General features: G+C 72.6%; 6 protein-coding genes. 1 reads left to right on the top strand and 5 read right to left on the bottom strand.

What is annotated here, in order from left to right; all coding sequences use genetic code 11:
• The coding region (locus tag EF903_RS26070; RefSeq protein ID WP_148142578.1) for a MinD/ParA family protein at window positions 1-1,320 on the top strand (1,320 nt) is incomplete at its 5' end.
• A gap of 75 nt (window positions 1,321-1,395) precedes the next feature.
• On the opposite strand, the gene EF903_RS26065 is transcribed toward EF903_RS26070, so the two are convergent.
• From EF903_RS26065 to infB, 5 genes are all read right to left on the bottom strand, one after another.
• Window positions 1,396-2,361, bottom strand: coding sequence for a bifunctional riboflavin kinase/FAD synthetase (locus EF903_RS26065; RefSeq protein ID WP_125547142.1), 966 nt, complete (start codon window positions 2,359-2,361; stop codon window positions 1,396-1,398).
• A 377-nt stretch (window positions 2,362-2,738) separates the two neighbouring features.
• A complete protein-coding gene (gene truB / locus EF903_RS26060) occupies window positions 2,739-3,647 on the bottom strand; it encodes a tRNA pseudouridine(55) synthase TruB (RefSeq protein WP_125547140.1) in 909 nt (302 codons plus the stop codon).
• Window positions 3,647-4,090, bottom strand: coding sequence for a 30S ribosome-binding factor RbfA (gene rbfA / locus EF903_RS26055; protein ID WP_114054438.1), 444 nt, complete (start codon window positions 4,088-4,090; stop codon window positions 3,647-3,649). Before rbfA ends, truB begins: the two co-directional genes overlap by 1 nt.
• 26 nt (window positions 4,091-4,116) lie before the next feature.
• On the bottom strand, window positions 4,117-4,410 hold the full coding sequence (locus EF903_RS26050) for a DUF503 domain-containing protein (protein ID WP_054223643.1): 294 nt from the start codon (window positions 4,408-4,410) through the stop codon (window positions 4,117-4,119).
• A gap of 153 nt (window positions 4,411-4,563) precedes the next feature.
• The coding region (infB, locus tag EF903_RS26045) for a translation initiation factor IF-2 (protein ID WP_125547138.1) at window positions 4,564-6,924 on the bottom strand (2,361 nt) is incomplete at its 5' end.

Genomic DNA, 6,924 nt, shown 5'->3' with positions numbered 1-6,924 from the left:
GGCTACGCCTATCCGCCCCCGGCGCCGGCTCCGACCGCGGAGGCCGCGCCCCGGCAGGCCCCCGTGCAGCCACAGCAGCCGCAGCCGCAGGTCGACCCGCGGACCGGCGCCCCGTGGCAGTCCGGACCGCAGCCCGGCCCGCAGCCGCACGACCCGCACTACCAGCCCGGCCCCGCCGCGGGCGGCGCCCCGCTCGGGTACACGGCCGCGGTCGAGCTGTCCTCCGAGCGGCTGCTGCGCGGCAAGCAGAAGCCCAAGCCGCAGCGCGCCGGCTTCCGCTTCGGCGGCAAGGCGGCCGAGGCCGAGCGGCTGCGCCGGCTGGAGCTGATCCGCACCCCGGTGATGTCCTGCTACCGGATCGCCGTGATCAGCCTCAAGGGCGGCGTCGGCAAGACCACGACGACCACCGCGCTCGGCGCGACCCTCGCCAGCGAGCGCCAGGACAAGATCCTGGCCATCGACGCGAACCCGGACGCCGGCACCCTCGGCCGCCGCGTCCGCCGCGAGACCGGCGCGACGATCCGGGACCTCGTCCAGGCGATCCCGTACCTGAACTCGTACATGGACATCCGGCGGTTCACCTCGCAGGCCCCCTCCGGCCTGGAGATCATCGCGAACGACGTCGACCCGGCCGTGTCGACCACGTTCAACGACGAGGACTACCGCCGCGTCATCGACACGCTCGGCCGCCAGTACCCGATCATCCTCACCGACTCCGGCACCGGCCTGCTGTACTCGGCGATGCGCGGCGTCCTGGACCTCGCCGACCAGCTGATCATCATCTCCACGCCGTCCGTGGACGGCGCGAGCAGCGCCAGCACCACGCTCGACTGGCTCTCCGCGCACGGGTACGGCGACCTCGTCTCGCGCTCCCTCACCGTCATCTCCGGGGTCCGCGAGACCAGCAAGATGATCAAGACCGAGGACATCGTGCAGCACTTCGAGACCCGCTGCCGCGGCGTCGTCGTGGTGCCCTTCGACGAGCACCTCGCCGCCGGGGCCGAGGTCGACCTGGACCTGATGCGGCCGAAGACCCGCGAGGCGTACTTCCACCTCGCCTCCCTGGTGGCGGAGGACTTCGTCCGCGCCGCCCAGCAGGCGCCCCGGCAGCAGTGGGGAGCCCCGCAGCAGCAGCCGTCCCCCGGGCAGCCGTACGCGCAGCCGCACCCCCAGGCCCACCCGCAGGGCCCTCCGGCCGGCTACCCGCAGCCGTACGCGCAGCCCGCGCAGCCGTACCCCGCCCAGCCGGGCGGGCCCTGGCCGCAGCAGCCTCAGCCGCAGCCGGGGCAGCAGCCCCCGCGCGACCCGCGCCTCGGCTGAGGCCGACGGCGAAGGGCCCGTGCCGCCGCCCCCGGGAGGGTGGCGGCACGGGCCCTTCGGCGTGGATCCGCGCGCTCAGTGCCGCGCGTGCTGCGCGTCGTACTCCTGGGTCAGCGCCCGCGCCCGCTTCACGTCGTCCGCGATGGCCTCCAGCAGGCCGTCCAGCGACTCGAACCTGGCCATGCCCCGCACATAGGCGAGGAAGTCCACGGTGACGTGCAGCCCGTACAGGTCGAGGCCGATCCGGTCGATCGCGTACGCCTCCACGGTCCGCTCGGTGGCGTCGAACTGGAGGTTCGTCCCCACCGAGATCGCCGCCGGCATCCGCTCGCCGTTCGCGGTGAGCCAGCCCGCGTACACCCCGTCCGCGGGGATGGCGGTGTGCGGCGGGGTCTCGACGTTGGCCGTGGGGTAGCCCAGCTCGCGCCCGCGCTGCGCGCCGCGCACGACGACGCCCTCGACGCGGTGCGGGCGGCCCAGCACCTCGGCGGCGCCCTCCATGTCGCCCTCGGCCACCAGCTTGCGGGCGAGCGTGGAGGAGAACGGCACGCCGCCGCCCGCGGTGCCCCGCTCGAAGAGGTCGACGACCTCGACCTCGTAGTCGTACGTGGCGCCCAGCTCGCGCAGGAAGTCGACGTTGCCGGCGGCGCGGTGGCCGAAGCGGAAGTTCGGCCCCTCGATGACGGCGCGGGCGTGCAGCTTGTCGACGAGCACCTTCACGATGAAGTCGGACGGGGAGAGCTGCGAGAACTCCGCAGTGAACGGCAGGATCAGCAGTGCGTCCACGCCCAGCCCCGCCATCAGCTCGGCGCGGCGGTCGTACGGCGCCAGGATCGGCGGGTGGCTGCCGGGGCGGACGACCTCGCTGGGATGCGGGTCGAAGGTGACCACGACGGACGGCACCCCGAGCTCCCGCGCCTTGGCGACGGCCCGCCCGATGATCAGCTGGTGGCCCCGGTGCACACCGTCGTACGAGCCGATGGTGACGACGCTGCGCCCCCAGTCCTGGGGGATGTCCTCCAAGCCACGCCAGCGCTGCACTGTGACCGCTCCTCGCCCGAACCGTGTAGGCCCTGTCCTGTGTACTGCCGATACCAGGTCTAAGACTGCCATGCCCCCGCCCGGCGTCCCGCATCGGTGTCGGGCCGGGCCGGGCTCTGTGTCACCTCCGCCGGAGGCGCACCGGGCGCCCGCCCGCCGCCGGCCGACGGGCGCCCAGCGAAAAGCGCCCCCTTGTGCTCCGTCCAGTCACTCCGCGCGCCTGCTCGGACGGGTGAACAAAGGGGCCCCGGTGGAGAGAGACTGACCGAGGGGGGTCGTGGAGCGGTGAGCAGCAGCCGGTGTGCGCTCGCCGCTCCACGTCAACGCCGCCGCGCGGGCCCGGCATGCGGCAGGGGCCAGCGCGGGTCAGGCGGGGGTCAGGCGAAGACCGCCAGCGACTTCGCCTTGCCGCCCTTGCTCTCCACGAGGCCGAGCAGCTGCCCCTGCGGCCCGAAGACCGCGATCGGCCCGCGGTCCGCGTACTCCTCCGGCATCTCGATCCGGACGCCGTTGCCGAGCAGCGAGGCCCGGCGGACGTCCAGGTCCCAGCGGGGGAACGCCGCGGCGGCGGCGTCGCCGATCGGCATGACGGTCAGCTCCTCCTGGAGCTGGTCCAGCGTCCGCGCCCGGTCCAGCTTGTACGGGCCCACGCGGGTGCGCCGCAGCGCGGTCAGGTGGCCGCCGGTGCCGAGGTCGGCGCCGAGGTCCCGGGCGAGGGCGCGGATGTACGTACCGCTGGAGCAGACGACGGAGACGACGAGGTCGACGACCTTGGTGCCGTCCTCCGCCTCGGCCTCGCGCATGTCGTACACCTCGAACGACGAGACGGTGACCGGGCGGGCCGGGATGTCGAAGTCCTCGCCGTCGCGGGCGCGCTTGTAGGACCGCACGCCCTTGATCTTGATGGCGCTGACCTTCGACGGGACCTGCATGATTTCGCCCGTCAGCTTGGCGACGCCCGCGTCGACGGCCTCGCGGGTGACCGCGGAGGCGTCCGCGGAGGAGGTGATCTCGCCCTCGGCGTCGTCGGTCAGGGTGTTCTGGCCGAGGCGGATGGTGCCGAGGTACTCCTTCTCCGTGAGCGCGAGGTGGCCGAGGAGCTTGGTGGCCTTCTCGACGCCCAGGACGAGCACGCCCGTCGCCATCGGGTCGAGCGTGCCCGCGTGGCCGACGCGGCGGGTCCTGGCGATCCCGCGCATCTTCGCGACCACGTCGTGCGAAGTGAAGCCGGACGGCTTGTCGACAATGACAAGGCCGTCCGGAGTCTTCCCTGCGTTGCTGCTCATTACGCGGTTGCGTCCTCGTCGTCGCCGGACTTCTTGTACGGGTCGGCGCCGCCGGCGTACTCGGCACCGGAGGACACCTCCCGGACCTGGGCGTCGGAGGCGCGCGCCTTGTCGAGGAGGTCCTCGATGGTGCGGGCGTTCTCCGGCAGGGCGTCCGCGACGAACGTCAGGGTGGGCGTGAACTTGGTGCCCGCCGCCCTGCCGACCGCCGAGCGCAGGACGCCCTTGGCGCTCTCCAGGCCCGCCGCCGCGCTGGCACGGTCCTCGTCGTCGCCGTAGACCGTGTAGAAGACCGTCGCCTCCCGCAGGTCGCCGGTGACCCTGGTGTCCGTGATGGTCACGTGGGTCCCGAGGCGGGGGTCCTTGACACCTCGCTGCAGCTTCTCGGCCACCACCTCCCGGATGAGGTCCGCCAGCTTCTTCGCCCGCGCATTGTCGGCCACTGGTCCGTCTCCTTCTTTCCTTGCATTCAGTCTTCATCACCGTGGAGCCGCCTGCGCACCGACAGCAGCTCCACTTCCGGACGCGCCGCGACCAGCCGCTCGCAGCGGTCCAGTACGTCCGAGAGGTACCCCGTGTCGCCGCTCACCAGCGCGACCCCGATACGGGCCCGGCGGTGCAGGTCCTGGTCGCCCACTTCTGCCGCGCTCACGGAGAACTTCCGCTGGAGCTCGGCGACGATGGGCCTGACGACGGAGCGTTTCTCCTTCAGCGAGTGGACGTCGCCGAGGAGCAGGTCGAAGGACAGAGTCCCCACGTACATGCAGTTCCGGATATCCCGCCGGTCCGGGTTCGGTGGCCTGCCGGCCGACGCGCGGCAGGGTCACCAGAACCGTACACGCAACGGCCGGGGCCGATCGACGGAAATACTCCGCCGACCGGCCCCGGTCACGACACGGTACGAACCGCCTCGCGCTTACGCGCGGGGCTTCTCGCGCATCTCGTACGTCGCGATGATGTCGTCGATCTTGATGTCGTTGAAGTTGCCGAGGTTGATACCGCCCTCGAAGCCTTCGCGGATCTCGGTGACATCGTCCTTGAAGCGGCGCAGACCGGTGATCGTGAGGTTCTCTGCGACGACCTTGCCGTCGCGGAGCAGGCGCGCCTTGGTGTTGCGCTTGACCTCGCCGGAGCGGATGAGGACACCCGCGATGTTGCCCAGCTTGGACGAGCGGAAGACCTCGCGGACCTCCGCGGTGCCGAGCTCGACCTCTTCGTACTCCGGCTTGAGGAGGCCCTTCAGAGCCGCCTCGATCTCCTCGATGGCCTGGTAGATCACCGAGTAGTACCGGACGTCGACGCCCTCGCGCTCCGCCATCTGCGCGGCACGGCCGGCCGCACGGACGTTGTAGCCGATGACGATGGCGTCGGAGCCCATCGCCAGGTCGATGTCGGACTCGGTGACCGCACCCACACCGCGGTGCAGGACGCGGATGTCGACCTCTTCGCCGACGTCGAGCTGGAGGAGCGAGGACTCCAGGGCCTCGACCGCACCGGACGCGTCGCCCTTGATGATGAGGTTGAGTTCCTGGACCAGACCGGCCTTGAGCACGGAGTCGAGGTCCTCGAGGGACACGCGACGGACGCGCTTGGCGAAGTTGGCGTTGCGCTCGCGCGCCGCGCGCTTCTCGGCGATCTGGCGGGCCGTGCGGTCCTCGTCGACGACGAGGAAGTTGTCGCCGGCGCCGGGGACGTTGGTGAGACCCAGGACCAGGACGGGGGTCGACGGACCCGCCTGCTCGACGTTGTTGCCCTTGTCGTCGAGCATGGCGCGGACACGGCCGTACGCGTCGCCCACGACCATCGTGTCGCCGATGCGCAGCGTTCCGCGCTGGACGAGGACGGTCGAGACGGCACCGCGGCCGCGGTCGAGGTGGGACTCGATCGCGATGCCCTGGGCGTCCTGCTCGGGGTTGGCGCGCAGGTCGAGCGCGGCGTCCGCGGTCAGGACCACGGCCTCGAGCAGCTTGTCGATGTTCAGGCCCTGCTTGGCGGAGATGTCGACGAACATCGTGTCGCCGCCGTACTCCTCGGCCACCAGGCCGTACTCGGTGAGCTGGCCGCGCACCTTCGTCGGGTCGGCGCCCTCGACGTCGATCTTGTTGACCGCGACCACGATCGGCACGTCGGCCGCCTTGGCGTGGTTCAGGGCCTCGATCGTCTGCGGCATGACACCGTCGTTGGCCGCCACCACGAGGATCGCGATGTCGGTCGACTTCGCACCGCGGGCACGCATGGCGGTGAACGCCTCGTGACCCGGGGTGTCGATGAAGGTGATCTTGCGGTCCTCGTCGTTGACCTGGGTCGCGACCTGGTAGGCACCGATGTGCTGGGTGATGCCGCCGGCCTCGCCCGCGACCACGTTGGTCTTGCGGATGGCGTCGAGGAGGCGGGTCTTGCCGTGGTCGACGTGACCCATGACGGTGACGACCGGCGGACGCGCGACCAGGAACTCCTCGCCGCCCTCGTCCTCGCCGAACTCGATGTCGAAGGACTCGAGCAGCTCGCGGTCCTCCTCCTCCGGGCTGACGATCTGAACCGTGTAGTTCATCTCGTCGGCGAGGAGCTGGAGGGTCGCGTCGGACACGGACTGCGTGGCCGTGACCATCTCGCCGAGGTTCATCATGACCGCGACGAGCGACGCCGGGTTGGCGTTGATCTTCTCCGCGAAGTCGGTGAGGGACGCACCGCGCGACAGGCGAACGGTCTCGCCGTTGCCGCGGGGCAGCATCACGCCGCCGACGGACGGGGCCTGCATGGCCTCGTACTCCTGGCGCCGCTGCCGCTTCGACTTGCGGCCGCGGCGGGCCGGACCGCCGGGACGGCCGAAGGCGCCCTGCGTGCCGCCACGGGCACCGGGGCCGCCGGGACGGCCGCCGAAGCCGGGACGGCCGCCGCCGCCCGGACCGCCGCCGAAGCCGCCGCCGCCACCCGGACGCGGGCCGCCGAAGCCGCCGCCCGCCGGGCGCGAGCCCGGACCGGCCGGACGGCCGGCGAAGCCGCCGCCGCCGGGACGGCCGGCGCCGCCCGGACGCGGGCCGCCGGCACCGGGACGGCCGGGGCCGCCGCCGGGACGCGGGCCGGGACCGCCGGCCGCGGGACGCTGGGGCATCATGCCCGGGTTCGGGCGGTTGCCGCCCGGCGTCGGGCGCGGGCCCTGCGGACGGGGCATGCCGCCCGGGGTCGGACGGGCACCGCCGGGGGCCTGCGGACGCGGGCCGCCGCCGGGACCGGCCTGCGGGCGCGGGGCGCCGGGGGCACCGGCACCGGGGGCGCC

It is taken from the genome of Streptomyces sp. WAC05292, from assembly GCF_003949955.1.
Taxonomy (GTDB): domain Bacteria; phylum Actinomycetota; class Actinomycetes; order Streptomycetales; family Streptomycetaceae; genus Streptomyces; species Streptomyces globosus.
The sequence above is the reverse complement of the archived record's forward strand: the minus strand, read 5'-3'. Positions and strand labels throughout refer to the sequence as shown.